Source organism: Streptococcus mitis, assembly GCF_946188585.1.
In the GTDB taxonomy this organism is placed as follows: Bacteria; Bacillota; Bacilli; order Lactobacillales; family Streptococcaceae; genus Streptococcus; species Streptococcus mitis_DG.
Window position 1 is genome coordinate 193,958 of record NZ_CAMHVI010000002.1, and the last position, 17,684, is coordinate 211,641.

12 protein-coding genes are annotated in these 17,684 nt (G+C 40.4%); 3 read left to right on the forward strand and 9 right to left on the reverse strand.

Going from position 1 to position 17,684, the window contains the following annotated elements; all coding sequences use genetic code 11:
• Positions 1–221: 221 nt before the first annotated feature.
• A complete protein-coding gene (pflB, locus tag N8M66_RS03550) occupies positions 222–2,546 on the reverse strand; it encodes a formate C-acetyltransferase (RefSeq protein ID WP_020901544.1) in 2,325 nt (774 codons plus the stop codon).
• 238 nt (positions 2,547–2,784) lie between these two features.
• Between pflB and dinB the strand changes: the two genes are divergently transcribed.
• Positions 2,785–3,846, forward strand: a complete 1,062-nt coding sequence (gene dinB, locus N8M66_RS03555) for a DNA polymerase IV (RefSeq protein ID WP_261045703.1) — start codon at positions 2,785–2,787, stop codon at positions 3,844–3,846.
• Between the two features lie 146 nt (positions 3,847–3,992).
• Here the strand turns inward: dinB and N8M66_RS03560 are convergent, their stop codons facing one another.
• Positions 3,993–4,838 carry an undecaprenyl-diphosphate phosphatase gene (locus tag N8M66_RS03560; protein WP_261045705.1) on the reverse strand — a complete coding sequence of 282 codons (846 nt, stop codon included), beginning with the start codon at positions 4,836–4,838 and terminating at the stop codon, positions 3,993–3,995.
• Between the two features lie 61 nt (positions 4,839–4,899).
• The gene (locus N8M66_RS03565; RefSeq protein WP_261045707.1) at positions 4,900–6,789 is read right to left on the reverse strand and encodes a DUF2207 domain-containing protein; all 1,890 of its coding nucleotides are present in this window, start codon (positions 6,787–6,789) and stop codon (positions 4,900–4,902) included.
• Between the two features lie 138 nt (positions 6,790–6,927).
• On the opposite strand from N8M66_RS03565, the gene N8M66_RS03570 reads away from it, so the two are divergent.
• Positions 6,928–8,493, forward strand: a complete 1,566-nt coding sequence (locus N8M66_RS03570) for an ABC transporter substrate-binding protein/permease (protein ID WP_120718993.1) — start codon at positions 6,928–6,930, stop codon at positions 8,491–8,493.
• The gene (locus N8M66_RS03575; protein WP_049487447.1) at positions 8,493–9,233 is read left to right on the forward strand and encodes an amino acid ABC transporter ATP-binding protein; all 741 of its coding nucleotides are present in this window, start codon (positions 8,493–8,495) and stop codon (positions 9,231–9,233) included. Before N8M66_RS03570 ends, N8M66_RS03575 begins: the two co-directional genes overlap by 1 nt.
• Positions 9,234–9,323: 90 nt before the next feature.
• Here the strand turns inward: N8M66_RS03575 and N8M66_RS03580 are convergent, their stop codons facing one another.
• The 6 genes from N8M66_RS03580 to fusA all read right to left on the reverse strand — a co-directional run bounded on the left by N8M66_RS03580 (position 9,324) and on the right by fusA (position 17,403).
• Positions 9,324–9,539, reverse strand: a complete 216-nt coding sequence (locus N8M66_RS03580; RefSeq protein ID WP_001130035.1) for a hypothetical protein — start codon at positions 9,537–9,539, stop codon at positions 9,324–9,326.
• An 844-nt stretch (positions 9,540–10,383) separates the two neighbouring features.
• Positions 10,384–11,634, reverse strand: a complete 1,251-nt coding sequence (gene ilvA / locus N8M66_RS03585; protein ID WP_000952976.1) for a threonine ammonia-lyase IlvA — start codon at positions 11,632–11,634, stop codon at positions 10,384–10,386.
• Between the two features lie 113 nt (positions 11,635–11,747).
• Positions 11,748–12,770 carry a ketol-acid reductoisomerase gene (gene ilvC, locus N8M66_RS03590; RefSeq protein ID WP_061589582.1) on the reverse strand — a complete coding sequence of 341 codons (1,023 nt, stop codon included), beginning with the start codon at positions 12,768–12,770 and terminating at the stop codon, positions 11,748–11,750.
• Positions 12,771–12,836: 66 nt separating this feature from the next.
• Positions 12,837–13,313, reverse strand: a complete 477-nt coding sequence (ilvN, locus tag N8M66_RS03595; protein WP_001253803.1) for an acetolactate synthase small subunit — start codon at positions 13,311–13,313, stop codon at positions 12,837–12,839.
• Positions 13,306–15,006, reverse strand: a complete 1,701-nt coding sequence (locus N8M66_RS03600; RefSeq protein ID WP_261045711.1) for an acetolactate synthase large subunit — start codon at positions 15,004–15,006, stop codon at positions 13,306–13,308. The genes ilvN and N8M66_RS03600 overlap by 8 nt, the downstream gene beginning before the upstream one ends.
• 315 nt (positions 15,007–15,321) lie before the next feature.
• A complete protein-coding gene (gene fusA / locus N8M66_RS03605; RefSeq protein ID WP_261045712.1) occupies positions 15,322–17,403 on the reverse strand; it encodes an elongation factor G in 2,082 nt (693 codons plus the stop codon).
• Positions 17,404–17,684: the final 281 nt, after the last annotated feature.

The window sequence follows — 17,684 nt, forward strand, 5'->3', positions numbered from 1 at the left end:
AGACTATCTTTACTTCTGAAGATTTCTAGATTAAACATAGACACACCTCTTTCTATTTTACTTTAAATAAGTGTTCACGTAAGGCTTTCATTTACCTTACGTTCATAATATACTACATTAGTCAGAAAAGGTCAAGAGATTTGACTTTAATTGACCAATAAATTTTACAAAAAGAAGAACTAGCTTTTAACTAGTCCTTCTTTGTATTATTTTATATAATCTTAGCTCAATGCATCCAAGGCATCATCCATTGAAAGAACTTCGTGGAAGACACGTTGTGTCAATTCAGTCTTTTGTTCTGGAGTAAGGTATTTAGTGTTTACACAGTATCCAGAGATACGTACGATAACGTCCTCACCTGACATGATCTTTTCGTAAACATCGTTCAAGTCCATAACGTTCAAGTTAACGTGTTGTCCACCGTTTTCGAAGTAACCATCAAGTATTGTTACCAAGTTATCAACTTGTTCGTCACGAGTCTTACCAAGAGCACGTGGAGAAACTTGTGTAGTCAATGAGATACCGTCAGCTGCATAACTAAAGTCAAGGCTAGAAAGTGAGTTCAAGTTTTGCAACCATCCACCTTTAGCTTTGTTAGATGGGTTAGCACCTGGTGAGAAGAATTCAAGTTTAGACAAGTTCACAGAACCATCTTCGTTGAGATATACACCTTTGTGGACTGGTGAGTTACCAGTTTGTTTAGAGTAAGCAACGTTAGATGTGATAGTCAAAAGTGAAACTGTAGCTTCTGCGTCTTTGTAAAGTTTGTGGCTACGTAGACGAGTTGTGTAAGCTTCAATCAACCATTCTGCCAATTCGTTTGAACGAGGATCATCTTCACCCCAACGTGGGTATTCACCGATTGTTTCGTAATCGTAGATATAGCCGTTTTCGTCACGGATTGGTTTAACTGTAGCGTATTTGATAGCTGACAATGTATCAACAGTGTTAGCAAATCCACAGATACCGAATCCCATGTTTGCACGTTGTTTAGTTGGCAAGAAGGCCATTTGAACAGCTTCGTAGTTGTACTTATCAGTCATGTAGTGGATGATGTTCAAAGCATCTACGTAAGTGTCAGTCAACCAGTCAAGAGATTTTTCAAAGTTTTCTTTAACTGATTCGAATTCAAGAACTTCGTCACGGATTGGTTCGATGTCAAATACTTTGTAGTCTTTGTGAACATCGTCGTAACCACCGTTCAAACCAGTAAGAAGGGCTTTCAATACGTTTACACGCGCACCGAAGTACTGGATGTTGTGGCGTTGTTCTTCATTTTCTGGGTCAAGTGGAGACACACAGCATGAAATACAGCTCATTTCACCATATCCGTCTTTAGCCATTGTTGTTACACCTTCGTATTGGATAGAAGAGTGTTTGTGGCTCATGTGCATACAGTAGCGACGGAAGTTGTATGGCAATTTGTCAGTCCAAAGAACTGTTAAGTTTGGTTCTGGAGAGTTACCGATGTTGTCAAGAGTGTTCAAGAAACGGTAGTCCATCTTAGTAACACGGTGACGACCGTCGTTACCCATACCAGCCATAGAAGTTGTGATGAATGTTGGGTCACCTGAGTACAATTGGTCGTAAGCTTTTGTACGAGCAAATTTAACTGTACGAAGTTTCATAACGAAATCATCAACAAATTCTTGGATTTCTGATTCAGTAAATGTACCACGAGCAAGGTCACGTTCTGCAAAGATGTCCAATACGATTGGCACACGACCTAGGGATGTAGCAGCACCGTTGATAACACGGCAGACAGACATGAAGGCGATGTTAACCCATTGGATAGCTTCTTTAACGTTCATCGCTGGTTTGCGAACATCAACTCCGTAAAGGTCACCCAAGCGAACAACTTGTTGCAATGCTTGGTATTGAAGATTGATTTCTTCACGAAGACGGATTGTTTCTTCATCGATTTCTTCGATTGCATTCCAGTCGTTTACTTTTTCTTGCATCAAGTAGTCTGCACCGTAAAGAGCAAGACGTGCGTAAACACCGATGATACGTCCGCGTGAGTATGCATCTGGAAGACCAGTTACAGTGTGTGCGTGACGAGCGCGACGAATGTTTGAAGTGTAAGCACGGAAGATACCGTCGTTAACTGTTGTTACGTATTTAGTGAAGATTTCGTGAACAGCTGGGTCTGGTTCGTATCCATTTTCTTTCAAAGTAGTTTCAGCCATACGGATACCACCTTTTGGCATGAAGTTCAATTTGAAGAGTTCATCGTTTTGGATACCAAAGATAACTTCGTTTTCTTTATCGATAAATCCTGCAGGGATATCAGCGATAGAAGTTGGACGAGTGTCCATTGGGAAACGAGTTTCTTCGTAGTGAGCCTTAGTTTCTTCTACAATTTTTTTGATGTGAAGTGAACGTTCTGTTGGTCCTGCAAGGAAGCTTTCGTCTCCATCGTAAGGTGTGTAGTTAGCTTGTACGAAGCGTGATACACTTGCTTTTTCTTTCCAATCTACGCCTTTGAAGCCTTCCCAAGCTTTGTCAAAAATATCTTGTGCTTCAACAACTGTCTTAACAACCATGTTAATGTCCTCTTTTTTCTTTCTAGTAACAGTCATCTGTTACATTCATGAGACAAGTATACCATACAGTAACCGATTTCAACAAGTGATAAATCCCTATTTTTACACTTTCTTTTCTAAAACAGTCTATATTTCATCCCAAACTGTATTATATTTTTGAAAAAAATAAAGCCTTTTTTCTTTTTTTCAGAAAAAAGGGTATAATAAAAGAAAATAAGCGATAAAAAGGGGAGTAGACATGTTGATTTTTCCTTTATTAAATGATTTGTCAAGAAAAATCATCCATATTGACATGGATGCCTTTTTTGCTGCGGTAGAAATCAGGGATAATCCTAAACTCAGAGGAAAACCTGTCATTATTGGAAGCGACCCCCGGCAAACAGGTGGGCGTGGTGTCGTTTCCACTTGTAGCTATGAGGCGCGAGCTTTTGGTGTCCATTCAGCCATGAGCTCCAAGGAAGCCTATGAACGTTGTCCCCAGGCTGTCTTTATCTCAGGAAATTATGAGAAATACAAGTCTGTGGGACTCCAGATTCGAGCTATCTTTAAGCGTTATACAGATTTGATTGAACCCATGAGCATTGACGAAGCCTATTTGGATGTGACGGAAAATAAACTCGGTATCAAGTCAGCAGTCAAAATAGCTCGTCTCATTCAAGAGGATATCTGGCAGGAACTACACCTGACTGCTTCTGCTGGCGTTTCTTACAACAAATTCTTAGCTAAAATGGCCAGCGATTATCAAAAGCCACATGGTCTGACAGTGATTCTACCTGACCAGGCTGAGGAATTTCTAAAACAAATGGATATTTCCAAGTTTCATGGAGTAGGAAAAAAGACGGTGGAACGGCTTCATCAAATGGGCGTTTTTATCGGCGCTGACCTACTTGAAGTTCCTGAAGTGACCCTAATAGACCGCTTTGGCAGACTGGGCTATGACCTTTATCGAAAGGCTCGTGGTATCCACAATTCCCCCGTCAAATCCAATCGCATCCGTAAATCAATCGGGAAGGAGAAAACCTACGGGAAGATTCTCCGTGCCGAGGAGGATATCAAAAAAGAGCTGACTCTTCTATCAGAAAGAGTCGCTCTCAATCTCAATCAACAAGAAAAAGCTGGAAAAATTGTCATTCTGAAAATCCGCTACGAGGACTTTTCAACTCTGACTAAACGAAAAAGTCTGGCTCAAAAAACACAGGATGCTAGTCAGATAAGCCAAATAGCCCTACAACTCTATGAAGAGTTAGACGAAAAAGAAAGAGGTGTCCGCCTGTTGGGGATTACCATGACTGGATTTTAAAACTCAATGAAAATCAAAGAGCAAACTAGGAAGCTAGCCGCAGGCTGCTCAAAACACTGTTTTGAGGTTGCAGATTGAACTGACGCGGTTTGAAGAGATTTTCGAAGAGTATAAAACCTTGAAGAGTTGCCCCTTCAAGGTTTTTCTTATACAAATAAACGAACAAAGCTATAAAGTAGCAAGACACCACCAAGCACGATACGGTATTTACCGAAAAGGGTAAAGTCGTGTTTTTTCACATAGCTTGTCAAGAAACGAATAGCGACCATGCTGACTGCAAAGGCTACTCCCATCGCAACCAAGAGCAAGAACAATTGCCCAAAGCTCAAGAGTTGTCCTGCTTTTATAAATTTGAAAATCTTTAATGCACTAGCTCCAAACATAACAGGAATTCCAAGATAGAAGGTAAATTCTGTCACAACTGAACGACTGGTTCCATTTAACAAACCACCGACAATTGTGGCTCCAGAACGGCTTGTCCCTGGTAAAAGGGCAAGAACTTGGAAGAGTCCGATATAGAAAGCTGTCGTATAAGGAAGCTTGTCCAACTCTGTCACACTTGGCTCGATAGCACGCGCTTTGTTGCGCTTTTCCAAGTAGATAAAGGCAATCCCATAGATAATCAACATGAGAGCAACTGAAACCATATTATGGAAGTGAGTATCAAACCAATCATCAAATTTAAAGACGGCAAGTAAAGGCAAAGTGGCAACCAAGACCTTTAACCACAGTCTCCAAGTCTTACGAACTTCCTGCTTGTCTTTACCCGGTTTAAAGGGATTGAGCTTATTAAAGTAAATCACCATAACCGCCAAAATCGCACCAAGCTGAATCACAACATTAAACATGGACATAAAAGATTCATTCTGATTTTGGTATTGGATAAACTCCTCTGCTAAAATCAAGTGACCTGTACTTGAAATGGGCAACCATTCCGTAATTCCTTCAACAATACCGAAGAAGATAGATTTTAAAATTTCAATAAGATACATAGATTACTCCTTTTTTCTATCTTCCATTATAGCATATTTTTTCAGTCTGTGACAGCTCTCTTTAAAAGGCACCGATACTGCCCCCGCCGCCACCTCCGGAGAAGCCACCCCCAGAACTTCCATTTCCAGAAGATACGGAATAGGTACTTGCTGTATTTGCGACACTGGCATAATGGCTCATTTGCGCACTTGAATGATAAAACATACTGTGCCAGCCATACGCTACATAGAGGTTAATGTCTGGATTTTCCACTTGGATATGATGAACCTTCATCAAATGACTGACCTTGTCCGCATAGCCAAATAAAGTCGCATAGACCAAGAGGCGATTCCAGACCACAATACTTTCCAATTCAGCCTGATCCAATCTCGCAATCTCACGTAACATATTTTCAAAACTGGTCCAGAGATAGTAGACTTCTGCCCCTGCTTCATTTAGGACACCATCACGATTATCTAGCCGAAGCTTCCAATAATAGAGAACAGCCAAAACCAAACCTAGAAAACCAAGTATAGGCAAGGGGAGGTAAAGATAGCCATAAACGTCTAAACTGTACAAGAACAAACCAAATCCGATAAATAGGGGTAGGATAGTAGAGAGTCCCATCCCCACTTGCAAGGCCTTTTCCCCACCAGTTAAAGGACGATAATAATCCGGAAGCCCCCAGAAGGAAACTCGTTTTCTCACTCCTTCTTGCATCTGGTTCAATACTTCTTCAAAAGAAGATTTGAGCTGACGCCCCTTTGCTTGAATCCGATTTTCATCAGAGACTTTTGCTCTACGATAAAGACTATCAGATACCTTATAATCTGCAAACAAATTGGAAAGAGTTTCTTCTTTTTTGCCTGAAAAGGCCAGATTTAGACAGTCTATCTCAAAACTTGACAAGCCATCTTCTTTCACCAGCCTCAAACCAACTGCATCTCCTTCTGAAATAATAGAAACATTCCCACGGTCTATCACATCTAGCAAGGTAGCTTGAATAAGTTGATCAAAGGTGAATTTTCCAGCCCCCTTGACTAAGGGACTCACTTCCTCCAAGGAGGTAGAGTAGACAGCCTCTGATAAAACCATAGGCTCTAATTCCATTGGTGGTTCATAGATACGATGATTTTTGGCATATTTGACCGAAGGAGTGGTCTTTCTTCTATAGACAAAATAGAAGCAGACACTCAATAACAAAGAGATGGAAAGTATGGAAGGAAACACCCAAGTAACGAGTTGTTTACTCTGATCTTTTTCTCTAACAATCGAGTCTTCTATCTTATTAAACTCTTCTAAACGATTTCCTTTCAAGCCCTGATCCCTAGCGCTAGCAAAATCAGTTTGAGGCCAATAGGCATGCAATTCAACTCCACGCTTAGACGGAAGATTATCTAAACGAATAGTATAATCAAGGTTACTCTTTTCAACCGTTCCTTCTTTAAAGAGTTTCCCTGTATGGAAGTAGAGTTTTTCAGCCCCCTTGTCTCCCCTTACATGAAATTCAAACTTCCCAATAGCCCCTGAACTATCTGTCAGAGGTTGCCAATTTAATTCAGCGATATCATCATAAAGGAAAAGCAAATTCTTTAAGTTCCAGATAAGGTCAACTTCAACTGTGTCGCCTTCCTGGCCTGGATTATAGACTTTAACAGTATAACCATCTGCTCCTTCTATCACTTCGCTAGTAACGTCTGCTAGTTCAGCACCATTTTTCGCAGCCTGAACCTTTGGATGAGGATCAATGTCAAATCCACTAGGCATCTTGCCAGCACGTCCAAGTCCCACGATTTGCCCCTTAAAGTCCTCCTCAAACTGATAAACTATCTTTTGTCTAAATTCTGCCGTATTGTCTGCATGAATATACAAATCCCCTTGGTAAGAGTTTATCTTGAAATCAATGGCAAAAACAGAGAGTGGAAGAAGGCAAAACAAGCCTAACACCAGTAAGAAAAAAGTTTTTTTCATCAACTAAGCCCCCTTTTTATCTTTGCTATCATTATATCATTTTTTCTCAAGTAAGGGCTTACCTATATTGAAAAATAGAGTTTTTTTCGATAAAATAGGAGACAGTTATTTTTTAATAGATTAGAAATAGGAGAAATCATGAGAAAAATATACTTATCTATTTTCACAAGTCTCTTGCTGATGCTGGGACTTGTCAATGTTGCTCAAGCTGATGAATATTTACGCATCGGTATGGAAGCGGCATATGCCCCCTTTAACTGGACTCAGGATGATGATAGCAATGGGGCTGTCAAAATCGATGGGACTAACCAGTATGCTAACGGATACGATGTTCAAATCGCCAAGAAAATCGCTAAGGACTTAGGTAAAGAACCTTTGGTTGTTAAAACCAAGTGGGAAGGTCTAGTCCCTGCCCTTACTTCTGGTAAAATTGACATGATTATCGCAGGTATGAGTCCTACTGCCGAGCGTAAACAAGAAATTGCCTTTTCAAGCAGCTACTACACTAGCGAACCAGTTCTACTAGTTAAAAAAGATTCTGCCTATGCAAATGCCAAATCTTTGGATGACTTTAATGGTGCAAAAATCACTTCTCAACAAGGTGTCTACCTCTACGACTTGATCTCACAAATCTCAGGCGCTAAAAAAGAAACTGCCATGGGAGACTTCGCTCAAATGCGCCAAGCTCTTGAGGCTGGTGTCATCGATGCCTATGTTTCTGAACGCCCAGAAGCACTGACTGCCGAAGCTGCGAACTCTAAGTTTAAAATGGTTCAAGTAGAACCAGGTTTCAAAACTGGAGAAGAAGATACAGCTATTGCCATTGGACTTCGTAAAGATGACAATCGTATTAGCCAGATCAATGCCAGCATTGAAACTATTTCAAAAGATGAGCAAGTTGCCCTAATGGATCGTATGATCAAGGAACAGCCTGCCGAAGCTACAACAACTGAAGAGACTAGCAGTAGTTTCTTTAGCCAAGTCGCTAAAATTCTTTCTGAAAACTGGCAACAACTCTTGCGTGGTGCTGGTATCACTCTTTTAATCTCTATCGTCGGAACCATCATAGGTCTCATTATCGGTCTTGCCATTGGTGTCTTCCGTACAGCTCCTCTATCTGAAAACAAAGCCATTTATGGCCTACAAAAACTAGTCGGCTGGATTCTCAATGTCTATATCGAAATTTTCCGTGGTACACCTATGATTGTTCAATCAATGGTTATCTACTATGGAACTGCCCAAGCTTTCGGTATCAACCTTGACCGTACACTGGCCGCTATCTTCATCGTTTCAATCAACACCGGTGCCTACATGACTGAAATCGTCCGTGGCGGTATCCTAGCAGTTGACAAGGGACAATTTGAAGCAGCGACCGCTCTTGGTATGACTCATAACCAAACCATGCGTAAGATTGTCCTACCTCAGGTAGTCCGTAACATCCTACCAGCAACTGGTAACGAATTTGTCATCAATATCAAAGATACATCTGTATTGAACGTTATCTCTGTTGTCGAACTTTATTTCTCTGGAAATACCGTGGCAACTCAAACTTATCAATACTTCCAGACATTTACAATCATCGCCGTGATTTACTTTGTCCTCACCTTCACAGTAACACGTATCCTACGCTTCATCGAACGCCGCATGGACATGGATACCTATACTACAGGTGCTAACCAAATGCAAACGGAGGATTTGAAATAATGACACAAGCAATCCTTGAAATTAAACACCTCAAAAAATCCTATGGCCAAAACGAAGTGTTAAAAGACATTTCTCTCACTGTCCACAAGGGAGAGGTCATCTCTATCATCGGAAGCTCTGGAAGCGGGAAATCAACCTTCCTACGCTCCATTAACCTACTTGAAACGCCAACTGATGGACAAATCCTTTATCATGGACAAAACGTCCTCGAAAAAGGTTATGACCTCACACAATACCGTGAAAAGTTGGGGATGGTGTTCCAATCCTTTAACCTCTTTGAAAATCTCAACGTTCTTGAAAACACAATTGTCGCTCAGACAACTGTCCTTAAACGCGAACGTGCAGAAGCTGAAAAGATTGCCAAAGAAAACCTAGAAAAAGTCGGCATGGGAGAACGCTACTGGCAAGCCAAGCCAAAACAACTCTCAGGTGGTCAAAAACAACGTGTGGCCATCGCTCGTGCCCTCTCAATGAATCCTGACGCTATTCTCTTTGATGAACCAACATCAGCTCTCGATCCAGAAATGGTTGGAGAAGTCCTCAAAATCATGCAGGATTTAGCTCAGGAAGGCTTGACTATGATTGTTGTAACCCACGAGATGGAATTTGCCCGTGATGTCTCTCACCGTGTTATCTTTATGGATAAGGGCGTGATTGCTGAAGAAGGCAAACCAGAAGACCTCTTCACCAATCCTAAAGAAGAGCGTACAAAAGAATTCCTTCAACGTTATCTCAAATAAAAAGAAAAGGCTGCATCAACCGTGCAGTCTTTTTACTAGCCAAAAAATGAAAAGGCAGACCTTATTCAAGAATCCGCCATTATCCAAAGATTAATCTTCAAATTTTTCATGATTTTTATCATAGAAATCAATTAAACCTAGAGCTGTTTCAAACGAAATATTTTTTACTTTTGCACGCCCCTGCGCTAGAGCAATGATAGACATTTCACGCGCATTCGTTTCTTTAGAGATACGGTAGCCTGTGATCTTCTTATCACGAACCCAGCCAACAACTGATTCTACTTTTTCAAAGTTTGACTTAGCCATGTCCTTCTCCTATTTTCTTCTTTACGATATTTAATTGTATACGTTTTTATGCCTTTTGTCAATAAAAAAACATATATTCAATAAAATTAATGATTTATTTTTCTGTTACTATCTTATTAAAGCCGATAATATATAGGTTTTTAATTACTATAAACCATTAGTAAACACCTTTAAAATAATTGTATTATTAACTCTTTTATTTGTAAAAATATTCATACTTTACAAATACCAATTCTTGATAGATTAGACAGGTTTTATCTTCAACTTTATTCTATTTACCTAACTTTAAAATGATATTTCTAATAGCAGAAGACTTTCTCTCCACACTATTACTAACTATTATTTCTCTTCTCCTTCTTTGATATTCTTCCTGCCTTTATAAGCACTTTTCACTTGCTCAACTGGTACTATTTATTTACTTTATCAATATTCCTTTTTATTTCTTCAAACCTATAAAAAGATGAGTAGTTAGGAAACCATAGTATCTTATCTTCCAACATCTTCCACTGTTTTTATCTTCTTAGTATCTTATCACTCTTCTCAGTTAACTCAGTATAAAGCTTCTCATTAGTATTGATTATTTTTTCTAATTCCTATTATATTTAACCAAATTTCAGATTAGACATATATAAAATAGTGGATTCTAAAAATACTCCTTATATATAACAAGTAATTTTACTCCCTTACTATAAACCCAATCAAAAAATAATAGGTACTATAATGACTTGTGATAGAAATAGCGTAATCGATTTCCTAAGTCCATAGGAATCGCCCCCTTTCCTCACTCTCATTATAGCACCTATACATCAGTTGTGCAAATAATATGATATTTTTTTATTAGTCCTCAGACAAGCATATTATAGAGCGTTTCATTACCATTTAAGTTAATATAAGATGGATCAAAACCTTCCATTCGACGAATCAAGCCTGCATAATCATGCTTATCTGCCAAAGCGATTCCAATCAATACAGGCCCTGTCCCCTTGCTAGCTCGTTTGATATACTCAAATCGTGTGATATCATCATTTGGTCCTAGGATATCATTTACAAACTCACGCAAAGCCCCTGGACGCTGTGGAAAATTGACCACAAAGTAATGCTTGATCCCATCATAAATCAAGGCACGTTCTTCCATTTCTGGCATACGGTTGATATCATTATTTCCTCCAGAAATGATACAACAAATGGTTTTCCCCTTGATATATTCAGCCAACACCTCTAGAGAGGCGATACTAGCCGCTCCAGCAGGTTCTGCAACAATCCCTTGCTTAGAATAGAGGTCAATCAAGGTTTCAGAAATCAATCCCTCATCAACACCTACCAAAGTTTGAACATGTTGACGAGTTGCTTCATAGGTCAATTGACCTACCTTTTGTACAGCAATCCCATCCGCAAATTTGTCAATTTCCTTGAGCTTAACAGGTCCACCAGCTTCAAAGGCAGCCTTCATGGAACGCGCTCCATTAGCCTCTACCCCAATGACTTCAATTTCTGGACTTGTTTCCTTGATATAGGTAGAAACCCCAGCAATGAGACCGCCACCACCAACAGGAACCAAGACAGCATCAAAATCAATCGATTCTTTTCGAGCTTCTTCTAGAATCTCATAAGCAACTGTTCCTTGACCTGCCTGAACATGAGCATCATCAAAAGGATCAATAAAGGTACGATTTTCAGAAACTGTAAATTCTTGAGCTGCTTTGGCTGAGGCATCAAAGGTATCTCCAACTAGTTTAATGGTTACGAAGTCCCCACCAAAAAAGCGAACCTGCCCAATTTTTTGTTGCGGAGTCGTAATGGGCATAAAAATAGTAGCAGGAATTTTCATCTCATTACAAGTATAAGCAACTCCCTGCGCATGATTTCCCGCAGAGGCACAGACTACCCCACGCTCACGCTCTTCCTTGCTGAGCTGAGAAATGGCATAATAGGCACCACGAATTTTAAATGAACGAACACGTTGGGCATTTTCCTTTTTCAAATAAATCTTAGCACCATACTTCTCCGATAAATAATGGTCATAATCAAGCGGTGTATTCACAACCACACCATTCAAGACCTTATGAGCCTTGATGATATCTTTTGAACTTAACATCTTTTTCTCCTAGACTATTTCATACTATCACAATTCATCCTCTAAAAAGAGAGATGAATTGATTATAAAAGCGAGTTAGTCCCCCAACTCGCCTTCACCTTAATTTCTATCAATTAGTTATAGATTTTGAATGCATCATCGTCATTTTTACCAACAAATGGCATTGCTTTACGCAATTCTGCACCAACTTTTTCAATTTCAAGGTTAGCTGCTTGTTCACGGTAAGCAGTCAATTTTGGACGTCCAGCTTTATAGTCATTTACAAAGTCATTTGCAAATTTACCATTTTGGATGTCTGCCAAGACAGCTTTCATGTTTTCTTTAACTTGTTCAGTGATTACACGTGGACCTGATACATAGTCACCGTATTCAGCAGTGTTTGAAATAGATTGACGCATTTTCTTGAATCCACCTTCGTAGATCAAGTCAACGATCAATTTCATTTCGTGAAGAACTTCAAAGTAAGCCAATTCTGGAGCGTAACCTGCTTCTGTCAAGACTTCAAAACCTGCTTCGATAAGGGCAGTCAAACCACCACAAAGTACAGCTTGTTCACCAAACAAATCTTCTTCAGTTTCTTCTTTGTAAGTTGTTTCAAGAAGACCTACACGAGCTGCCCCAACACCTTTACACCAGTCCATAGCAATGTTTTTAGCATTTCCTGTTGCATCTTGATAAACTGCGTAAAGAGCTGGCACACCAAATCCTTCTTCATAAGTACGACGTACCAAGTGTCCTGGTCCTTTAGGAGCACACATGAAGACATCTACCTCTGCAGGGACTTTGATAAATTCAAAGTGGATGTTAAAACCATGAGCAAATCCAACTGCGTTTCCAGCTTCCAAGTTTGGAGCGATTTCTGCTTCGTACAATTCTTGTTGGATTTCGTCTGGTGCCAAAATCATGATAACGTCAGCCAATTTAGTTGCTTCTGCTACTGTGTAAGTGTCAAATCCATCTTCTTTTGCTTTGTCAAAAGATTTACCTGGACGTACACCGATAATGACATCACGACCTGAATCACGCAAGTTTTGAGCATGCGCATGCCCTTGCGAACCATAACCAATAACGGCGATTTTTTTACCGTCAAGTGCTGCTACTTTGACATCTTTTTCGTATTCCATTTGAACTGCCATAGTTTTTTCTCTCTTTTCTATTATTTATTGCCTTTTAGGCTGGTTTAACAAATTTAAGTTGGATTTTTAGTCGCGGGTAAATCCAGTTGCACCCGTTCGAGCAATATTGCGAATACCGTATGGTCGAATGACTCGCAATAGAGCTTCACTCTTTTCAGCATTTCCTGTCATTTGAATGGTAATTGAGCTTGGTGCTACGTCTACCACCGTTGCACGGAAAGGTTGAATAATGGCTAGAATCTCAGCTCGCTTCTCAGCTGGCGCTGACATCTTAACCAAAATCACCTCGCGCTCCAAGTGTGGTTTATCCGTAATATCACGAATGCGAATCACGTCAATCTGACGATTGAGTTGCTTGATGATTTGCTCCACTTCATCATGTGAAGCTACATCAATAATAATAGTGATACGCGATACATTCGGATCTTCTGTTGCTCCCACAGAGATGCTTTCGATATTGACCTGACGACGAGACAGGACACCGGTAAAGCGATTGAGGACTCCTGAACGATTTTGTAGTTTTGCTGTTAACATTCTACGCATGGAACTTCACCCCCAACATCTCATGATTACTCTTACCAGCTGGCACCATTGGTAACACCTGTTCCTTACGAGAAATATCTACCTCAATCAGCATAGGAACATCCTCAGTGATGACTTCTAGGTCTTGAGCCAAGGTCTCAGGATTGTCAAACTTATAGTTTTTAATGCCATAAGCCTGTGCCATCAATTGGAAATCAGGAAGGGTGTCAAAGACTGACTCTGACGTTCTACCTTCATAGAAGGATTCCTGCCACTGGCGAACCATTCCAAGTGAGTGGTTGTTCAGCATGACCACCTTGATTGGTACCTTGTAAATGTTCAAAATAGCCAATTCCTGGTTGGTCATTTGGAAACCACCATCCCCAACAAACAAGACTACTTCCTTATCCGGGTTGGCAATTTTAGCACCGATTGCTGCTGGAATTCCGAATCCCATGGTTCCCAAACCGCCTGAAGTCACTAACTGACGCTCATTTTGGTAAGGATAATACTGGGCTGTCCACATTTGGTGTTGACCAACGTCTGTGACCACAATGGCATCCCCGTTGGTCAATTCACCAATTCGTTCAATAACAGCTTGCGGTTGGACCACACGCTCTTTCTTATCATAAGAACGAACACGGTTCTTGTCTTTAGTAACTTTCTCAATCCATTTCTCAGTATTGTTATGAACTGTTGGTTCCGCCAACAACATTTGCAAGGCCTTCTTAGCATCTCCAACTACAGGAATATCTGCACTGATAATCTTGCCAATCTCGGCTGGATCAATATCAATGTGAGCAACCTTTGCATTCTTAGCGAAGGTCTTAGGATTTCCCGTCAAGCGATCATCGAAACGACAACCAATACTAATCATAAAGTCTGCTTCCGTCATAGCAATATTAGCTGCGAAAGACCCATGCATACCTCCCATTCCAAGGAAGAGTGGATGAGTCGTTGCAATCGTACCTTGTCCCAAAAGACTGGTTACCACTGGAATTTGATAGCGTTCTGCAAATTCATTTAATTCCGCAGCAGCTTCAGCATAACTAATTCCACCACCAGCTAACAAGACTGGCTTTTTAGCCTTGGATAATTGCTTCAAGATTTTCTTGATTTGCATATCATTCGGCTCAAGAGTCGGCTGATAGCTTGGTAGATTCACATCTGGTGAATAGATGAAGTCTGTTTCTAAAGCAGATACGTCTTTAGGTAGGTCAATGACGACTGGCCCTGGACGGCCTGTAGTTGCGATATGAACAGCTTCCGTAATAATACGAGGGATATCAGCTGTCTCACGAATTTGGTAATTGTACTTAGTGATTGGCATGGTAATTCCCACGATGTCTGCCTCCTGAAAGGCATCTTTCCCAATCCCTGCTCGCGCAACCTGACCTGTAAAGACCAAAAGGGGAACGCTATCGCTCATGGCATCCGCAATCCCTGTAATGGCATTTGTTGCTCCTGGTCCGCTAGTGACGACGGCAACACCCAACTTTCCAGTTGATTTGGCATAACCTTCAGCTTCATGCAGACAGCCTTGCTCATGGCGCCCTAGAATGTGGCGAATGCCTTTAAAATTATATATCGCATCATAAAAAGGCAAGACCGCACCACCAGGATAACCAAAGATGGTATCAATTCCTAAATCACGAAGTGTTTCCAAAACTAGGTCCGACCCCGTCTTAGGAGATTCTAAACTGATTTTCTCCATTGTTCCCCTTTCTCTTCTCTTAAAAATAACTTGTTACTATCATACCATTTTTTCAAAATTTTTCAAGAGAAAAGAAGAAATTTTCTGAATTTTCTATTTTAACGTTTATTTATGAATATTATTCTATTTTTTATAAGTTTTAAAATATAATTCACATTCTTTAGCAATTTATTTGCATTTATATTGTAAATTTCTTTAACTCATTTTTATATGAAATTTTTTTGAGCGCACTGCACGTTTGCAGAGTTAATGAAATTTATAATAACTATACAAAAAGGAAGCCACTAAGTGACTTCCTTCTAGAGCGAGGACTGATTAGTCTTCACCTTTATTTTTCTTAATGATTTCTTCTTGTACTGACTTAGGTACATCTTCATAGTGGTCAAATACCATCATGAATGTACCACGTCCTTGAGATGCAGAACGAAGAACTGTTGCGTAACCGAACATTTCAGCAAGTGGAACGTAAGCACGAACGATTTGGCTGTTACCGTGTGCTTCCATACCATCTACACGTCCACGACGAGCAGTTACGTGACCCATAACATCACCAAGGTTTTCTTCTGGAACAGTGATTGTTACAAGCATCATTGGCTCAAGGATAGCTGGTTGTGCTGATTTAGCAGCTTCTTTAAGGGCAAGTGAAGCCGCGATCTTGAAGGCAGTTTCAGATGAGTCGACATCGTGGTATGAACCATCGTAAAGCTTAGCTTTAACGTCAACCATTGGGTAACCTGCAAGAACACCGTTAGCCATAGATTCTACCAAACCTTTTTCAACCGCTGGGATAAATTCACGAGGAACCACACCACCGACGATTGCGTTTTCGAATTCGAATCCTTTACCTTCTTCGTTTGGAGTAAATTCAATCCATACATCACCGAATTGACCTTTACCACCAGACTGACGTTTGAAGAATCCACGTGCTTGAGTAGAAGCGCGGAATGTTTCACGGTAAGATACTTGAGGAGCACCTACGTTTGCTTCAACTTTGAACTCACGACGCATACGGTCAACAAGGACATCAAGGTGAAGCTCACCCATACCAGAGATAACTGTTTCACCAGTTTCAACGTTTGTTTCAACGCGGAATGTTGGATCTTCTTCAGCCAATTTTTGAAGGGCGATACCCATCTTGTCTTGGTCTGCTTTAGATTTTGGCTCAACCATCAATTGGATAACTGGTTCTGGAACGTTGATTGACTCAAGGATGATTTTAGCTTTTTCATCAGTCAAAGAATCACCAGTTGTAGTATCTTTCAAACCAACGGCAGCAGCGATATCACCTGAGTAAACAGTGTCGATTTCTTGACGGCTGTTAGCGTGCATTTGAAGGATACGTCCGATACGTTCACGTTTACCTTTAGAAGTGTTCAATACGTAAGAACCTGATTGAAGCACACCTGAGTAAACACGGAAGAATGTCAAACGACCTACGAATGGGTCTGTCATGATCTTGAAGGCAAGAGCTGCAAATGGCTCTTCGTCAGATGCTGGACGAGTTTCTTCTTCGTCTGTGTCTGGGTTGATACCTTTGATTGCTGGGATGTCAAGTGGGCTTGGAAGGTAGTCGATAACCGCATCAAGCATCAATTGAACACCTTTGTTTTTGAAGGCAGAACCACACAATACTGGGAAGAATTCAACGTTGATAGTCGCTTTACGGATACCAGCTTTCAATTCTTCGTTAGTGATTTCTTCACCTTCGAGGTATTTCATCATCAATTCTTCATCAGTTTCAGCAACTGCTTCAACCAATTTTTCACGGTATTCTTGTGCTTGGTCAAGGTATTCAGCTGGAATATCTTCTTCAAGGATATCTGTACCAAGGTCGTTAGTATAGATTTCAGCTTTCATCTTGATCAAGTCGATGATACCACGGAAGTCATCTTCAGAACCGATTGGTAATTGGATTGGGTGTGCATTTGCTTGAAGACGATCGTGAAGTGTACTTACAGAGTAAAGGAAGTCAGCACCGATTTTGTCCATTTTGTTGGCAAATACGATACGTGGAACTCCATACTCAGTTGCTTGACGCCAAACTGTTTCAGTTTGAGGCTCAACACCTGATTGTGAGTCAAGAACGGTAACCGCACCATCCAATACACGAAGAGAACGTTGTACTTCGATTGTGAAGTCCACGTGTCCTGGTGTGTCGATAATGTTTACGCGGTGGTTGTTCCATTGAGCTGTTGTAGCAGCAGATGTGATAGTGATACCACGTTCTTGCTCTTGCTCCATCCAGTCCATTTGTGACGCACCTTCGTGAGTTTCACCGATTTTGTGGATTTTACCAGTGTAGTAAAGAATACGCTCAGTAGTTGTTGTTTTACCAGCATCGACGTGAGCCATGATACCGATATTACGAGTTTTTTCAAGTGAAAATTCGCGTGTCATGAGGTTTGTTTCTCCTATTTATTTTTGATTTCTATTCTATTATAACACGATTTTAATAAAAACGGATAGGCAGGACCTACCCGTTCTCAATGTTTTCATGCTATTGTTGGTTTCAACTTACGAGATGGTAAGTTGAATTGTTGCTAAGAGCTGATTGAGCTCAATTGAACTCAGGCTAAAGTTAGTTAGCCGATTTGAGCTGGAACGGAATGCTGTGTGAAAAAGATAAACTTCCTTATATTGTCAGTTTCCTATTTTCACCTTAGTCAGTTTCCTATTTT

What these genes read in the sequence shown, in the direction of transcription:
- pflB (WP_020901544.1), bottom strand. Translation starts at nt 2,546, where the DNA reads ATGGTTGTTAAGACAGTTGTTGAAGCACAAGATATTTTTGACAAAGCT.
- dinB (WP_261045703.1), top strand. Translation starts at nt 2,785, where the DNA reads ATGTTGATTTTTCCTTTATTAAATGATTTGTCAAGAAAAATCATCCAT.
- N8M66_RS03560 (WP_261045705.1), bottom strand. Translation starts at nt 4,838, where the DNA reads ATGTATCTTATTGAAATTTTAAAATCTATCTTCTTCGGTATTGTTGAA.
- N8M66_RS03565 (WP_261045707.1), bottom strand. Translation starts at nt 6,789, where the DNA reads ATGAAAAAAACTTTTTTCTTACTGGTGTTAGGCTTGTTTTGCCTTCTT.
- N8M66_RS03570 (WP_120718993.1), top strand. Translation starts at nt 6,928, where the DNA reads ATGAGAAAAATATACTTATCTATTTTCACAAGTCTCTTGCTGATGCTG.
- N8M66_RS03575 (WP_049487447.1), top strand. Translation starts at nt 8,493, where the DNA reads ATGACACAAGCAATCCTTGAAATTAAACACCTCAAAAAATCCTATGGC.
- N8M66_RS03580 (WP_001130035.1), bottom strand. Translation starts at nt 9,539, where the DNA reads ATGGCTAAGTCAAACTTTGAAAAAGTAGAATCAGTTGTTGGCTGGGTT.
- ilvA (WP_000952976.1), bottom strand. Translation starts at nt 11,634, where the DNA reads ATGTTAAGTTCAAAAGATATCATCAAGGCTCATAAGGTCTTGAATGGT.
- ilvC (WP_061589582.1), bottom strand. Translation starts at nt 12,770, where the DNA reads ATGGCAGTTCAAATGGAATACGAAAAAGATGTCAAAGTAGCAGCACTT.
- ilvN (WP_001253803.1), bottom strand. Translation starts at nt 13,313, where the DNA reads ATGCGTAGAATGTTAACAGCAAAACTACAAAATCGTTCAGGAGTCCTC.
- N8M66_RS03600 (WP_261045711.1), bottom strand. Translation starts at nt 15,006, where the DNA reads ATGGAGAAAATCAGTTTAGAATCTCCTAAGACGGGGTCGGACCTAGTT.
- fusA (WP_261045712.1), bottom strand. Translation starts at nt 17,403, where the DNA reads ATGACACGCGAATTTTCACTTGAAAAAACTCGTAATATCGGTATCATG.